Raw genomic sequence first — 13,345 nt, 5'->3', positions numbered from 1 at the left:
AATTTGGATCACCCGACTCTCGTCTGACGGCCGGCACGAGACGGCCGGCACGGCATGCCGTCCCGTCGTCCGCGTCAGGCGGCGCGCGCCCTCACGGATACAGCGCCGGCCGCACGCGCCCCATGCCGAGCGCCGCGTGGCTGCCGATATGCGTCTGGGCGGCCAGCATCAGAAACGGTGCGAGCGGCGTCAGGGCGCCTTCGACGCTGAACTCTCCGAGCAACCCGCTGACCGGGATGCGGCGGTCGCGCTGGCGCTGGGAGGACCGCACCGCGCGGTAGGGCAGCAGCCGGTCCTGCACGACATGCGCCTGCTCGCACGCCTGTCGCAGCGCGGTCCAGTCGGCGACGAGCTTCACGTCGAGCCAACGCGCCAGCCGGCGCGCGCGCGTGACGGCGGCATAGAGCAGGGCAGGCGGCGCACTCAGGAGAGCATGACCGGCGCGCACCGCGACCGGCGTGACGCAGGCCAGGTTCACGGCGCCGACGGACCGCGGCGGCAGCTCCGCACAGACGCGGCGCATCAGACAATCGAGCGGCTGGAGCGGCTGGCGATGGCGGCTGCCCGCCTTGATCGAGATCCCGCCGGCGAGCGCCGCCAGCAGCGCGTCGCGGCACTGGTCGACCCAGAACGCCGCCGATCCGAACAGCCGGAGATCGACCTGCACGATGTCGGCGAGGACGTCGACGTCGATGGTGAAGGGCCGAGTCGCGTCCTCGTCCTGCGTGCCGAACAGCGCCGGGAAGGGCGGCGGCCGATCGAACGGATCGTGGCGGTGGCCGACCGGCGGCCCTGCCAGCGCGAGCATGCGGCCGAAGGCGCCGCGCACCCGCATCGCCAGGTCGGGATGGTCCTCGAGGTCCGCAGGCCGCGCGCAGATCACGCGGACTTCCTCCTGGGTCCACATCAGGACGAGCTCGTCGGGCGTCGCCTCGATCAGGGGCATGGCGGCTCAGAACAGCAGGAAGGCGGATTTCTCGCCGATCGGCGCGGCGCCGATCGACAGGCTCGCATCGATCCCCTGCGCCGTCACGGCATAGACGCGCAGCGAGTCCGTCGGGGCGATCTCGCGCCCGATCTTCTTGGCGATGCGCCGCGCCGCGGTCGGCGTCATGCGGCCTTCGAAGACGGATTTCTGGACCCGCACGAGTTCGTTCTCCAGCAGCTTGGCGACGCGCGCGCGGGCGCGGTCCCGTTCGATATCGTAGGCGAACACGTAGAGGTGAGTCCCGCGCGCCATCCTCAGTAGTCCATCTGGTAGGGGCGATAAGGCCCGTCGCCCTCGCACGCCTCGGCATAGGCCTGCGCCTGCTCCAGCATCAGGGCCCGCCACAGCACGTCCCGCTCGGAACGGGGCGAGCGGATCGGCTGGGCCACCCACGCTTCATAGGCCCGGATCAGCGCCGCCCAGCCCTCGCGGGTGAGGCGGGGGCCGGGGTCGAGGGTGAAGCTCTCGGTCGACAGGGCCTTGCGGTTGAAGGCCGCGGCCACGCAGGCCTCGGCCACCGGTGCGCGAAACTCCTCCATCAGGTCGTGGACGACCGCGTCGATCCCGTCCCTGGTCTCGTGCAGCGCGCCGAAGCCGGGGTGCAGCCCGGCCCGCATCACCACGGCGCGGATGTCGCGGGCCAGCATGTTGCAGGTGACGTTGATCGCCAGGTTGGCGGCGTCGGCCACCGGGCGCCGGCGGCGGAGCCCGAACCGGAACGGTTCCGGGAAGCACCGCCCGAAGGCCGGCCAGAACACGGCGCCGGCCGCGCCCTCGAACCCCATGGCGGCGCCCACATCCGCCGCCTTGGCGAGCTTGAGGATGGTCCGGTTGAGCACCACGCAGGCCTTGGCGATCTCCGGATCCTTGCGGCGCCGGTTGAGGCGGCGGAGCAGGGCGCGCTGGTTGCGCAGCCGGCCGTCGACGATGGCGCGGGCGACCGCGAGGCGCCGGGCGGGATCCAGCACGGTCCTGGCCTGGGCGAGGTGGCGCCGCGCCCGCTCCGGCCCGACATCCTCGTAGCGGCCCGTCACCTCGCCGTGGCCGTTCACCCGGTCGACCTCGATGGCGTTGGCGGCGGCCAGCTCCAGCGCCTCCAGGGTGGCATCCGTGCCGGGGCCGAGCTCGATGCGGTCGATGCGGCCGGGCGGCAGATCGACGATGCGACCGATCTCGTCGATCAGGCGCAGCCGCGCACCCTTGGCCTCCAGCCGCCGGCCGGGCTCGATCACGTAGACCGGGAACACCGGATCGGAGCGCTCGCGCGGCGTCGCCGCGCCCGGCTCCGGCGCCTCGGCTGCGTCCGCCGCCTCGGCCTTGGCCAACAATCCCTCCGCCGCCGCGATGGCGTCCTCGGCCGGGATGTCCTCCTCCTGCACCTCGCGGACCACCAGCGAGCGGACGAACACGTGGCCGAGAAACCGAAAGCCCTCCTCGAAGCTGACCAGGCGGGTCTTGTCGGGATGGATCTCCAGCCCTTCCGCGGCGAGCAGCCGGGTCATCTCGGCGAGCGCCGTCTCGGCCGAGGCCGGCGTCTTGGTCAGCAGCACGAAGTCGTCGGCGAAGCGCACCAGCCGCACGCCGGCCCGCTCGATGCGGTCGTCGACCGTGTCGAGATACAGGTTGGCGAGCAGCGGCGAGATCGGCGCGCCCTGCGGCACGCCGCGGCCGGTCAGCGAGTAGGTCTCGAGCCACAGCCAGATCAGGTCGACCAGCGCATGGTCGTCGACATGCTCCTCCAGCTTGGCGATCAGCCGGTCGTGCGGGATGCGCTCGAAATAGGCCCGGATGTCGCCGTCGACCACATGGGTGAAGCCTTGCCGGCGCAGGCTGCCGATGCGGGCGACCGCCTGCGCCACCGAGCGGCCGCGCCGATACGCGAAGCTCGAATCCGCGAACTCGCGGTCGAGAACCGGGTCGAGAACCAGGGTCGCGGCGCCCTGGACCACGCGGTCGTGGACGCAGGGGATGTCGAGCGGCCGGACGCCGCCGTCGGTCTTCGGGATGAGGACGCGCCGTGCCGGCCCGGGCCGGTATTGCCCGGTGCGCAGCCCCTGGGCGAGGCGCTCGATCATCGATTCGGCGACCAGCGCGAATCGCGCCACCGTCATGCCGTCGCCACCGGCGGCGCCGTTGTTGGCCTTCACCTTCTCCCAGGCCTGCCGCAGGGTGTCGACAGCCGCCACCCGGTCGTACAGGGGCCCGGATACAGTTTTCGGAGTGGTCATGCGAACAGGTCCGCGTGTCGACAGATTTGACCCGGTTTCCACTGACGGGTCAAATCAGGGCCGAAAATACCGCCGAGCGGCCGATGTCAGTGGAAACCGGCCAGAAAAATTTCGCATTGACAGCCCCTCGCGGACCCCTCAGTCTGATCGCATGCACCGCGCACCAGCGGACTGAAACCCGCCGGGGGGCGGGCCGTAACCGTAGCGGTAGTCTGATCGCATGCACCGCGCACCAGCGGACTGAAACGAAGCCGAATGAGCTGATCTCCACCTTCTTCGTCTGATCGCATGCACCGCGCACCAGCGGACTGAAACGCGAGCGTCACGGTCTTGCACAGGTCGACCTTGTCGCAGGTCTGATCGCATGCACCGCGCACCAGCGGACTGAAACCAAGAGCCGCATCAGATTCGCCAGAAAGACGGGTCTGATCGCATGCACCGCGCACCAGCGGACTGAAACCAATCATTCCAATTGTGAGTGATGCGTACCATGTCTGATCGCATGCACCGCGCACCAGCGGACTGAAACACGCTCACCACCGCGAGCGCAAAAATCCACAAGTCTGATCGCATGCACCGCGCACCAGCGGACTGAAACAAGGCCGCTTCCGCTGCCTCGTCCGGTGCCCGCGTCTGATCGCATGCACCGCGCACCAGCGGACTGAAACTTCTTGGCGAGAACGGCGGCGGCCGTCAGAGGTCTGATCGCATGCACCGCGCACCAGCGGACTGAAACCAGCAGCAGCGGCGGGAGCAGAACCTGCTGCTGTCTGATCGCATGCACCGCGCACCAGCGGACTGAAACGCACCGTGCCAGCCGAGCCTGACGAACTGATGGGTCTGATCGCATGCACCGCGCACCAGCGGACTGAAACTGGCCAAGGTAGTCGAAGGATTGGGTCTTGACGTCTGATCGCATGCACCGCGCACCAGCGGACTGAAACCGATCGGCTTGCCATCGTAGGCGCCCCGGTTCGTCTGATCGCATGCACCGCGCACCAGCGGACTGAAACGACAGCTCGGTGATGATCAGCTGCTCGGCGTAGTCTGATCGCATGCACCGCGCACCAGCGGACTGAAACTAACCTCCTGCACCGACGCCACCTCCTGCACGTCTGATCGCATGCACCGCGCACCAGCGGACTGAAACACGCTCTTGCGGGGTCTGGCCGAGAGACTTCAGGTCTGATCGCATGCACCGCGCACCAGCGGACTGAAACCACCATCTGGCCGATGAACCCCAGCAGCCACACCGTCTGATCGCATGCACCGCGCACCAGCGGACTGAAACTGCGGACTCCCAGCGCGAAGAAGTAGGTGCCGTGTCTGATCGCATGCACCGCGCACCAGCGGACTGAAACAGACGTTCAGGCAGCACCCTGGTTAGACGAGCGTCTGATCGCATGCACCGCGCACCAGCGGACTGAAACAAACGCACCGGTGTGTCCGGCGAGTGGGTGGTTGTCTGACCGCATGCACCGCGCACCAGCGGACTGAAACACATAGCTCATGTCGCCGAACACGTTGATGCTCGTCTGACCGCATGTACCGCGCACCAGCGGACTGAAACCATGACGGGGTGCGGATCTCGTCCGGCGCGAAGTTCTGACCGCAAGCACCGCGCATCAGCGGACTGACACGCCGGCACGGCCGGCGGTGTGCTCCACTCCGAGTCTGCCCACTCGCACCGCGGGCCGGGCCACGGTCCGCCTGGCTCGACAGGCGATGCGCCAGAAGACCGCGTCGCCCGGATTTTGCGAGGCTCGGAATTACGATGGAAAACTGTCCCCTTTCTTGCCTTTGTCTTCCCCGGTTCGCCCCTTTTTCTTCACGGCGGGACAATTCCTTTGGATGGAGACAGAGTGTGTTTCTGTCGCGCCACAACCGTCTCGACAAAGGTATTTTTGAATGCTCTAATCGCCCCATTGATCGACGCGCCCCGTGGAATTAGGGGCCGGGGGGGCTCGTGCCGTCGCATATTGTCCGCGTCGCCGCGCAGAATCTGGCGTCTTCCATCCTGGACACCAACGACCTGTCGACCAGCCGGGGCGGCAGCCTGGCGCTGCTGAGGGCCGTCGAGGCGCTCGATGCGCGGCTGTCCGCGCTGCACCCGTCGTACCGGAGAATCTCGGGCGGGGCCTCGGAGCTGCTCGGGCTTCTCGACGTTGTGGACGGCCAGGAGCCGGCCGTGGAGGAGCAGGTCCGGCAGGCGCTGGCGGGCCCGGTCGACCCGGCCGCCGCGCCGGATCTCGTCGGCCGCGATTTCACCTTCGCCGTGACGGTCCTGCCGATCAAGGGCGGCTTCGCCGCGGCGGCCGCACAGGCCGAGGCGCGTATCCGCGTCGACCAATACCGCACCCTCTCCTTCGTGCTGCCGCCGGGCGAGCCGGGGATGGGCCGGCCGTGCGAGATCGACCGGACGCGCCCGGCCGTCGAGATGGACGCGGGCGACAAGGTCTCGCGCTTCGTCGTCGCGCGCCGCCACTACGGCCGAAAGGCCCGGCAGGGCTTTTATGCCACGGAGCTCGCGCGCGATCCGGCCGGGGACGCGGCTCGTGCCGGGCTTGCCGTGCGAAATCTCGAGTTCAGCAACAGCCTGTCCGATCTCACGGCCCACAAGGTCGGCGACATCGAGCTGCCGCCGGCGCTGTCCGGCAAGATCGCCATCGTGCATCTCGACGGCAACGCTTTCCAGAAACGCCGCAACACGCTGATGAGCATCCCGAAGAAGGGGGAGGAGGAGAAGGGCGCGGCGGCCGTCGCGGCGTTCAGCGCCTTCGTCCGCACGCGGCAGACCCGGCTCCTGGCGCACCTGCTCGACTGGGCCCTCGACGCGCGGCGGACCCACATGGTCCGGCCGCCGACCCCGGACGATCAGCAGGCCCGGCTGCGGTTCGAGACCTTGCTGTGGGGCGGCGACGAGATGGTGTTCGCCGTGCCGGTGTGGGCCGCCTGGGACCTCGTGCTGGAGATCGAGGACGAGCTGCGGGCGTGGACTCTTCCGGACGACGGGCCGTTCGGTGGGCTGAAAGCCGAGGAGCGGCGGCTGACCCATGCGATCGGCCTCGCCTTCGTCAACCACAAGGCACCGATCCGCCAGTCGCGACGGCTCGCGGATGACCTCTGCTCGGACGCCAAGGATGCCGACAAGACCCGCACCGTTGTGTCGGCCTTCGCTGCCGAGACGGTCGAGCTGCCGCGCGGCGATCTCGACACGGTGCGCAAGCAGTTGCTGCTGAACGGCGCCCCGGGGGATGCCCCGCTCGCCTTTGCCCAACCCGGCTCCGAACGGCCGTTCCGGATCGCCACCGAATGGTTCACCCGGCTGAAGGGATCGCTCGACCGCAGCCAGGCCATGAAGCTCGCGCTGGCGGCGCGGCAGCGCGCCGGCGGCCTGCCGGCCGCCGACGCCGGCGCGGGGGAAAACCCCTGGCCGGATTGGGCCGTCGCCGAGATCAGGCGCGTCGTGCGCGGCGCGAAGCACGCTGACGTCGCCATCGCGGTGCTCGGGCTCGGCGAGACCCGCGCGGGCTTGCCGTTCGCCGTGCCGAGGGACGGCACCGTCCACAAGGTGCTGCCGCTGATGATGGCGCTGCATCTGTGGGACTACGTCCAGCCGCTCGGTCCCAATTGCCACGACGGGGCCGCGCCATGACCTTGCGGGCGATCGACATCCGCATCGACCTCGTCTCGCCGTTCATGACCGGCGGCGAGATCAATCCGCTGTTCGGCGTCGATGCCCGGCTGCCGCGCGATCGCGATCAGCGGCCGGTCATTCCGGGCACGCTGCTGCGCGGCGTGCTGCGCGACGCGCTTTCGGCGATCTGCGACCGCTGCGGCGCGGTCCCCGGCATCGCGGGGCCGGGGCGTGCCTTCATCGGCGATCTGTTCGGCCGCGCCTCCGGTCTCGCAAAGGGCGACGACCCGCGCCGCGGCGTCGACGACCAGGGCGCCAGCAACGAACCTCAGCGCGGCGCCGTCACCTTCATGGATCTGGTCGCCGACGCGCCCGGGTCCGGCACCGGCACGATGACGCGCATCCGGATCGACGAGGGGCTCGGATCCGCGAAGGAAGGTCATCTTCAGGTCGTCGACCTGCCGTTCCCCATCGACGCCGTGATTACGTTCAAAGGTAAGGCGCTGCTGCGTACCGCTTCGGGGTTGACAATCGATGCCGTCGTCTCGGCGCTGAATACGGCACTCCAGGTCGTGCCCGCCATCGGGGCTCACAAGTCCGCCGGCTTCGGCCGCGTGAAGGCTTTTGAGGTGGGGGCCGGCATGGCCGATTCCGGCAAGAGGACCGCTGCTGCCGCGGCGGTCGGTACAGCGACGGCGCTGTCGTTTACACTCGCCTTCGACGGGCCGTTCCTGGTCGGTGCCGAGCGGGTGGCGCCGAACGTCTTCGCCGGTGCGGTCGAGGTATCAGGCGGCGCCATCAAGGGTGCAGTCGCGGACGCGCTCGGCGCGAACGGAACCTTGCCACCGGACCTGGATGCCTTCCTGTCGCGCGCCGTGTTTCGTGCCGCGCGGCCCGCTGTCAACGCCCATAACCGCGACACCGCGACGAGCAAGCCGGAACCGCTATGCGAGTCCGATTCCGCGGTGCGGCCCATGGCCGTTCCCTTCTCGCTCTCGGTATATGACAACGACCAGCCGGCGCCGAACTGCAAACGGTTCGACATCCACGACTCGATTCTCGATAAGAATCCCCGGATCATCGAGGCGTCGGCTAAACCGCCGGTTCTGGCAATCGACTGGAAGACGGATCACAGCAAAGCCGTGAGCAAGGCTCTGGTCGGCAAGGGCATCGTACCCATGTCGCTGGTTGCCGACGTCGTCGGACGCTCGATTCGCACGCGCACCGCAATCAATCCCGATCTTGGTGTCGCCAAGTACGAAGGCGGCGGCGGCTCGCTGTTCGTCTACGACATGGTGGAGCCGTATCTCCGAAACGATCCACAGAAGATCGCCTGGACATTCGAGATCGTCGCCTCCGACGGCTTTCCGGTCGGCATCATCGAGAGCCTGGATGACCTGCGCGTTCTGATCGGCAAGGCGCCGACCGCGGCGACGCTGTCGTTTCGAGGGGCTGTGACGCGACCAGTCGCCATGGCGACGAAACGCGACGGACAATGGCAGGCCGCCGTCAAGCTGGAGACGCCGGCGCTGCTCACTCCGACCGACCTGCTCCGCCAGAACGGCAGCGACGTCGCGGAGGCCTACCGCGACTACTTCCAGCAGATCTTCGCGCCGGTGTCGGTGACGCTCGTGCGGTTCTTTGCCCGCCAGCACATGGTCGGCGGATGGCAGGCGATGCGTTGGCGCGCCGGCGCGCATTACGACCCCTGGGTCGCGACCGAGGCGGGCTCGATCTTCCTGCTCGCCGTCGAGCAGGCCGACAAGGACGCGTTCGCAGCACGGCTGAGCGCGCTCGTCGCCGACGGGCTTCCCGAGGCCGGCGTCACCGGCGAGCCGCGCTGGCGGCACTGCCCGATGGCGCGGGTCAACGGCTACGGCGAGATCAGCCTGTGGAAGCCGGTCGAGCCGAAGAAGCTCGGCGACTGGTTCGTCGATATCGAGGCCTGATCATGCTGATCGATCGGATCGAGTTCGATCTTCGCCTGGTGGTCGAAGCGCCCCTCACGGTCGGGTCCGGCCGGCTGGAGGCCAAGGAGGGCGGCGAGGAGGGCAGCATCGCCGAGGTGCACCGTGACGCCGACGGCCGCCCGAGCATTCCGGCGACCACCATCAAGGGCGCGCTGCGGGCGCGCTGGACCGGCGACGACACGGTCGCCGCCTCGTTGTTTGGAGCGATCCTGGACCGCCGGGCCGAGACCGGTGTCGCGGGGTCGCTGTTGCTCTACGCCGCCTCGCTCGGCGACACGGCGGGCGCGGTCGCACCGGCGAAGCGCGCGCGCGACGACGGCACCTTCGATCGACCGGCGACGGCGATCGACCGAGACACGGGGGCTGCCGCCGACAACAAGCTGTTCGCCCAACGCGCCGTCGCCAAGGGTGCCGTGTTCGATCTGCACGGCAAGTTTCTGTGCGATCTCGGCACCGACACGGATGGGAAGTCCGCAAGCGATGCCGCGTTGAACCGCGTTGCCGAGGCGCTGGCGCCGCTGTCGGCGGGCATCGCGATCGGCAAGGGCACCCGCCAGGGCTATGGGCGTCTCCGGCTCACCGGCGTGACCGCCGTGGCGATGCGCCGGTTCGGCCCGCAAGGCTACGGTCCGGAGCCGGCCGAAGCACAACTGAAGACTGCGGCGGACGACCTGCAGACGCGCATTACCGCCGCGGCGAAGACGTTGCCGGCCACGACCAAGCGCCCCGCGGTGACGCTGGAGATCCATGCGCCGGGCCCGTTCCTGATCCTCGATCCGTCGGCCGAGTGGAGTGCCAAGGCCTCGACGGAGGGCGTCGAGACGCACGTCAATGTCCACTACCTCGCCGGTCCCGACGGGGTGCCGGTGCTGTGGCCGAGCTCGTTTCTCGGTGCCCTGCGCAGCCGCGCGGCCTGGCTGCTCGAGATCGAGCGCATGCGGCGCAAGGACGGCAGCGAGTACGTTCCGAAGACCCGTGGGTCGAACGTGCCGGTCGACGATCGATTTCTGGACGCCGTTTTCGCCGATCGCCGCGCCGTGCTGGCGCCCGGCGACCTGCGGCTGCTGACGCCGGTCGAGCGGCTGTTCGGCGTGCCGGGTTGGCGCGGCCTGATCGAGATCGTGCGACTCGCATGCGTCGATCGCGGGCAGCCGCGCAAGCGCACCAGCATCGCCATCGATCGCCTGACCGGCGGCGGCAAGGACGGCGCGCTGTTCACGGTCGAGGCGGTCGAAGGCAGCCGGTTCGAGATCGACATCGCGATCGACCAGGCCAGGATGACGTCCGGCTGGCAGAAGGACCTGGCCGAGCGCGACGCCGCGTTCTTCGAGGTCGTGATCGACGATCTCGTGAAGAACGGCCTGATGCTCGGGCACGGGGCGGCGCGCGGCTACGGCTGGTTCACGGTGGCGAAGGCTTAGGAGGGGCGTATGCCGGATCGGCGGACGGAGTTTCGGCAGGCGCGGCGGCGGTTCGATCGGGGCACCGTCGAGCTGGTGTCGCCCTACACCTTCGTGCCGCTGGTGGAGCCGCTGCCCTCGTGCTTCGGCGACGGCGCGCCGAGCCACGGCCGGCCCGAGCCGGACGGCCTGTGCGGCCGTCTCACGGTGGCGTGGACGTTCGAGACGCCGGTGCTGGTCGGCGGCGTCGACGAGGCGGACGGGGACAAGAAGAATCCGTCGCATTTCGCCACCGATGCGCAGGGCCGCCCGATCATTCCGGGCGCCACCATTCGCGGTGCGCTGCGCAACGTGATCGAGATCGCCACCGGCTCGCGCATGGACATCGTCGACCGTGACGCCCATTTCGCCGTGCGGAACTCGTCGGACGATTACTGGCGGGCAAACTCCTCGCTCGACGCCGGCCGGGCGATGTCGTTCGGCTGGCTGGTGCGAACCGATCCGAAGGGGAGCTTTTCCGAGCGGACCTACGAGGGCTGGTCGCTGCGGATCGCCGCGGAGGCGTGGCAGATCGAGACCACGGACATCCTGCGATCGACGCTGGGCAGGCCCGACCTCGTCGATTTCGAGGGACTGACCGTCAAGAAGAAGTACGACGCCGTCCGCACGGCACCGGGCGCGCGGATCGCCTACACGACCGTCGCCAAGCCCGACCCCAAGCGGTTCGAGGAGCCCCGCAAGGCCGTTCCGGCGTCGAGTGGCAAGCCGGGCTGGATCGTCTTCACGGGCGTGGATCCGAACCGGACCTCCGCCAAGCCGAAGCGCTATGCGACCGTGTTCGGCGACGAGGTCGTCGCCACGATCCCGCTGCCGGCCGACCTCGTGCGGCGCTTCATCAAGATCCATGCGACCACGCCGGGCGGCGACCGCGAGGAGGGCGCCTGGGATTTCTGGTGCAAGAGCTACCAGGAGAAGCGCCTCCCGGCCGCCACCGACGGCACGCCGATGCCGGGCATTCCGGTGTTCGTCGTGCACACGATCCCGACCCGCACCGGACGCGACCGCGACGGCAAGGCGCATCGCGAGGCGGGCCTCGACAAATACAATCACGCGGCGCGCAACCGCGAGCTCGAGCGGATTCTCGGGCTGCTCCAGGGCCGCGCCGCGGCGAGCCACCGGCGTCAGTCGAAACCGTCGGAGGAGCTCTATCTCGGCCTGTCGCGCTTCCTGAAGGTGCCGCACCGCTACGGCATGGACGACATGCTGAAGCGGGACGGCCACGGCGAAGAGGGGCCGCTCGACTTCGCCGGCGCCCTGTTCGGCCAGGTGCCGTCGGAAAAGCTCGAGCCGTCCGGCAAGCATTTCTCCGGCGCACTCAAGGGGCGCGTGCTCGTCGGCGAGGCGGCACTCGACCATGTCCCGAAGCCGCAGGACTACCGGGTCGAGATCGGCACCACGATGAGTCCGCGGGCGTCGTTCTGGCCCTACTATCTGCGGCCCTCGGGGCCGCCGCGCACGAATGCCGGCTATCCGCCCTTCGACTACTCCAACGCCGATGCCCGGCTCGCCGGCTGGAAGCGTTATCCGGTGCGGGCGGGCGATCCCGTCGCGTTTCCGTGGGACGACCGCGCCGACCAGAAGTGGGAGCAGCGCGCCGCCGATCCGAACGTGACCACGGCGATCGAGACCAGGATGGCGTTCCTGCCGAGCGGGCCGGCGCGCCCGAAGGTGTTCACGGGCGAGATCCGGTTCCACAATCTGCGCCCGGCCGAGCTCGGCGCGCTGCTGTGGGCGCTGACCTGGGGCGCCGAGGACGGCCGCGACGGGCGCCGTTCATCGCAGCGGCATCTGATCGGCCGCGGCAAGGCGCAAGGCTACGGGCGCTGCGTCGCGCAGGTCACCGGCCTGACGGTCGAGCGCAACGACGGCGGAGCGCCCGCCGACGCGCCCGCCTGCGTGGCGGGGTTCAAGACGCACGTGACGGGCGCCTATTTCGCCAAGAACCCGGGCGCCGCGGGCGGCACGTTCGACGACGTACCGATGGTCCGCCAGTTGCTGGCGATCGCCGATCCGCGGGTCGGCGCCGGCCTCGACGACCGGCTGGTCTATCCGCGCCATCCGTTCACGCCGCCGATGATGCCGCGGGCAACAGCGCTCGCCGGGCGCAAGCCGCCGGTGCTCGACCGGACCGCGTCGCTCGAAGGCTACGCGGCCGTCAAGGCGGCGGCCCGGCAGGCCGCGCAAGACGGGGACCCGCCGGTCCACCTGCCGCCCTATCCGGACGCGCCGGAGGAGTGATACCAGTCGTCATCGACCTCCATGGTCATTGCCGGGCCTGACCCCATAGGCGCTAAGATAGCTGGCGAAGCCTCTCCTTCGTCGTGCTCCGCGAAGGCGGAGCACCCAGTACGCCGCAGAGTTCGTGTGAAACAACCGACGCCAGGGGATACTGGATCATCCGCCTGCGCGGACGACGACGATCGAGAGGCCGTACACCGGCCTTTTCTCAGCGCCTATGGGGACAAGCCCGGCAATCCATCGAGCTTCGAAAGAAGCGCTTTTCAAGCGATGGATTAGCGGGTCGAGCCGGCGATTGACGAGCCGGAGTTGGTGAAGACCGGTATGAGGCGAGCCGGGCCGCGCCCGCCCCGAACCGGCGCGTCCCGCGAAGGCCCGTGACCGCCGGCGCGCACTCCAGATCCTGACATGCGACCGCGATTGCGTCCGAGTTTCGAGGGGGCGCCTTTTCGCGCGCGGCATTTCCGGCACGCCATAGAACGTGCTCGGGGACCAGCTCGCCGGCCGGCTCCGGGGTCAGCCTGCTGGCTCGCGGTGCGTGCGGTCAGACTGAACTGATCACGAAGGTGCGCGAGCTGAGCGCGTTTCAGTCCGCTGGTGCGCGGTGCATGCCGCCAGACGCGTGACATGGACCGATCCGAACTGATCACGAAGGTGATTTCAGTCCGCTGGTGCGCGGTGCATGGCGCCAGACCCGATCGCAACGACTCGGCCGAGGCGAACGCGTTTCAGTCCGCTGGTGCGCGGTGCATGGCGCCAGACTCGGACGTCCGGCCAGAAGAAGATCCGCCAGGTTTCAGTCCGCTGGTGCGCGGTGCATGGCG

Annotated in this window: 7 protein-coding genes and 2 CRISPR repeat arrays (1 of these 9 cut by a window edge); of the genes, 4 read left to right on the top strand and 3 right to left on the bottom strand. The window is 69.2% G+C overall.

The genetic code is table 11. The features are described 5' to 3' along the window. Positions 1-91 precede the first annotated feature (91 nt). The 3 genes from cas6 to cas1 are packed head-to-tail and all read right to left on the bottom strand — an operon-like array spanning position 92 to position 3,216. On the bottom strand, positions 92-946 hold the full coding sequence (gene cas6 / locus HXX10_RS08475; RefSeq protein WP_296521627.1) for a CRISPR system precrRNA processing endoribonuclease RAMP protein Cas6: 855 nt from the start codon (positions 944-946) through the stop codon (positions 92-94). Positions 947-952: 6 nt separating this feature from the next. Beyond that, positions 953-1,240, bottom strand: a complete 288-nt coding sequence (gene cas2 / locus HXX10_RS08470; RefSeq protein WP_296521626.1) for a CRISPR-associated endonuclease Cas2 — start codon at positions 1,238-1,240, stop codon at positions 953-955. A 2-nt stretch (positions 1,241-1,242) separates the two neighbouring features. Then, positions 1,243-3,216: a CRISPR-associated endonuclease Cas1 gene (gene cas1, locus HXX10_RS08465; RefSeq protein ID WP_296521625.1), complete on the bottom strand. Its 1,974-nt coding sequence runs from the start codon at positions 3,214-3,216 to the stop codon at positions 1,243-1,245. 141 nt (positions 3,217-3,357) lie between these two features. After that, positions 3,358-4,856: a CRISPR direct-repeat array (repeat unit 37 nt; unit sequence GTCTGATCGCATGCACCGCGCACCAGCGGACTGAAAC). 326 nt (positions 4,857-5,182) lie between these two features. Here cas1 and HXX10_RS08460 point away from each other — a divergent pair. Genes HXX10_RS08460 through HXX10_RS08445 form a run of 4 tightly spaced genes read left to right on the top strand, consistent with a single transcriptional unit; the run spans position 5,183 to position 12,521 of the window. After that, positions 5,183-6,871 carry a hypothetical protein gene (locus HXX10_RS08460; RefSeq protein ID WP_296521624.1) on the top strand — a complete coding sequence of 563 codons (1,689 nt, stop codon included), beginning with the start codon at positions 5,183-5,185 and terminating at the stop codon, positions 6,869-6,871. Then, on the top strand, positions 6,868-8,802 hold the full coding sequence (locus HXX10_RS08455; protein ID WP_367141942.1) for an RAMP superfamily CRISPR-associated protein: 1,935 nt from the start codon (positions 6,868-6,870) through the stop codon (positions 8,800-8,802). The genes HXX10_RS08460 and HXX10_RS08455 overlap by 4 nt, the downstream gene beginning before the upstream one ends. A 2-nt stretch (positions 8,803-8,804) precedes the next feature. Continuing rightward, positions 8,805-10,244: an RAMP superfamily CRISPR-associated protein gene (locus HXX10_RS08450; RefSeq protein ID WP_296521619.1), complete on the top strand. Its 1,440-nt coding sequence runs from the start codon at positions 8,805-8,807 to the stop codon at positions 10,242-10,244. Between the two features lie 9 nt (positions 10,245-10,253). Next, positions 10,254-12,521 (top strand): TIGR03986 family CRISPR-associated RAMP protein, encoded by a 2,268-nt coding sequence (locus HXX10_RS08445; protein WP_296521617.1) that lies wholly within the window; start codon positions 10,254-10,256, stop codon positions 12,519-12,521. A gap of 513 nt (positions 12,522-13,034) precedes the next feature. Continuing rightward, positions 13,035-13,345: a CRISPR direct-repeat array (repeat unit 37 nt; unit sequence GTTTCAGTCCGCTGGTGCGCGGTGCATGGCGCCAGAC); it runs 765 nt beyond the window's last position.

The organism is Rhodoplanes sp., assembly GCF_013377085.1.
Lineage (GTDB): Bacteria > Pseudomonadota > Alphaproteobacteria > Rhizobiales > Xanthobacteraceae > Rhodoplanes.
The sequence above is the reverse complement of the archived record's forward strand: the minus strand, read 5'-3'. Positions and strand labels throughout refer to the sequence as shown.

Bases quoted from the DNA above. Each gene is read 5' to 3' on its own strand.
- cas6 (WP_296521627.1), bottom strand. From the start codon at position 946: ATGCCCCTGATCGAGGCGACGCCCGACGAGCTCGTCCTGATGTGGACC.
- cas2 (WP_296521626.1), bottom strand. From the start codon at position 1,240: ATGGCGCGCGGGACTCACCTCTACGTGTTCGCCTACGATATCGAACGG.
- cas1 (WP_296521625.1), bottom strand. From the start codon at position 3,216: ATGACCACTCCGAAAACTGTATCCGGGCCCCTGTACGACCGGGTGGCG.
- HXX10_RS08455 (WP_367141942.1), top strand. From the start codon at position 6,868: ATGACCTTGCGGGCGATCGACATCCGCATCGACCTCGTCTCGCCGTTC.
- HXX10_RS08450 (WP_296521619.1), top strand. From the start codon at position 8,805: ATGCTGATCGATCGGATCGAGTTCGATCTTCGCCTGGTGGTCGAAGCG.
- HXX10_RS08445 (WP_296521617.1), top strand. From the start codon at position 10,254: ATGCCGGATCGGCGGACGGAGTTTCGGCAGGCGCGGCGGCGGTTCGAT.